This window comes from Vibrio sp. 1180_3 (assembly GCF_029478545.1).
Classification (GTDB): domain Bacteria; phylum Pseudomonadota; class Gammaproteobacteria; order Enterobacterales; family Vibrionaceae; genus Vibrio; species Vibrio aestuarianus.
This window is the reverse complement of record NZ_SJFM01000107.1, coordinates 1-1,727: the sequence shown is the minus strand read 5'-3', so window position 1 is coordinate 1,727 and position 1,727 is coordinate 1. Positions and strand designations below refer to the sequence as shown.

Genomic DNA, 1,727 nt, shown 5'->3' with positions numbered 1-1,727 from the left:
TCACGCTCAATGTCGTGCATCTGTTCGAGTTGCAGTTTCTGTTGAGGAGTCAGTGTGATTTTCATGGTTTGTAGCATGATCCTGATTCTATTGAAAATCAAGCATCTTCAATGATCACGGGTATATAACCTGACCAGAAATTACTTCAGCCACACATCCATTAACTGTATGCAAGTGGTAGGCTTCATCTGTTCTCATCCCTGACCTAGCCATTAGTCCCCATAGGCACCCCCCTGATAGCTCTTTTAATAATGCTTGTGCTTGGGTGGGAGTAGTTACCGTTATGCTCCCTAAGGTAAATGTTGAGCCAGGGTAGCAATGCTCATAAAAGCTGGAGTGGACTTTTGGCTGAGTATCTTTGAGCAGTTGTAATATTTCCGCTTCACTAGGCGACTCTAAACTTTTAAACTCGGATTTAAACTTGTTGTTTTTACTTTTTTGATTACCGTCATCTAAGCGCCAAACCTCTTTACCTACAGATCGTACACTTAAACTTAGATGTAAGTATTTTGCATAGCCATTGTAAATGTTGTCTTCGAAGTCAACGAGGAAATTAGCAAGTTCTTCAACTAGGTTTAAGTTGTCGTATAGATAATTGATTAGGTTTTCAGATTCATCTAAGGCTTGGTAAAACAAGCGTTGAGGTATAACCGGGTATTGAAGTGCAGGGTATGGTGTAAGTCCAAGTGTTTGAGGGTTAATCACTCCTTTAAACCCAACAGTAAAGGGTAAGCCTCGCCCTTCAGTAAATAGCTTGTTGATAGGGGCGTAATTCTTTTCTCTTCTGAAGTCAATATCGATGACTTCCCTTTGTATCCATGAGGTAATACGGTCAACATCTACATAAGATAGACTGTTTAAGCCGTCTCCTAATAATGGCTTAGCAAACTTTTTTAGGACAACAAGCGTCTGACATAAAGAGTCAAATGAATGTTCGACAGGAGATACCCACAGCATTTTTAATATGAGAGCTTTTAGTTCATTTTGAATATTTCTTTCAATAACCTTACCGTCTAGCGAAAAGTTTAGTGTGCTTGCTTTTGTAGCCGTTGGGGTGAAAAATGGCTGAAGATTTTTCCAAGCATCATTGTCTTTGATTTTCCCTAGTGACTGACCATTCTCATCAAATCCAATATCTAGTTCCTCGAAGACATCCCAATTTCCTTTTTTTATAGCCGGCTTTAAGATATCTGTAAGGTAGTTGGTATGCGTACCAATATTTTGTTGTGCACTTTTTATTTTCTTTAAACGGTTTAAGTCTGTTATTTTAATCATATGTCTACCTATACCTTAATACTGATAAATGTGCGTGGTCCATGGTAACTCTAGGATGGCGGCCATTTTGGTTGAAGTTCGACCATGCACTTTGTAGTATTTCGTGACTTGCCCCTTTTAGAGTTGATTCAAATACAGAAATTTTTTCTTGAATTTCAGGCTTAGCATCTGGGTAATGATCTAAAGCCTCTTTCAATACATCAATAAATGAAATGAGCTTATAAATAGAGTTTGGTTCATCTACAGCCTTCGCAGATTTGCATTTAAAACACATATCAAATTCAGCACATGGTAAATTATGTTTCACTGCCTTATTGGTAAACTTTTGTAAGCGCGTCATAAACACCGCATTCTAATCAACTTCAGCACGCTATACGATCAAACCTCCAACCTCAAGGAGATTTGAAATGGTAAAACGACGCACCAACCAAGAATGGCAAACCTTGTTCGAG

2 protein-coding genes are annotated in these 1,727 nt (G+C 38.5%); both read right to left on the bottom strand.

Going from position 1 to position 1,727, the window contains the following annotated elements; all coding sequences use genetic code 11:
• Positions 1–114 precede the first annotated feature (114 nt).
• The gene (locus EYW48_RS21030; RefSeq protein WP_277433032.1) at positions 115–1,275 is read right to left on the bottom strand and encodes a hypothetical protein; all 1,161 of its coding nucleotides are present in this window, start codon (positions 1,273–1,275) and stop codon (positions 115–117) included.
• A gap of 4 nt (positions 1,276–1,279) precedes the next feature.
• Positions 1,280–1,615 carry a hypothetical protein gene (locus EYW48_RS21025; RefSeq protein ID WP_277433031.1) on the bottom strand — a complete coding sequence of 112 codons (336 nt, stop codon included), beginning with the start codon at positions 1,613–1,615 and terminating at the stop codon, positions 1,280–1,282.
• Positions 1,616–1,727 lie beyond the last annotated feature (112 nt).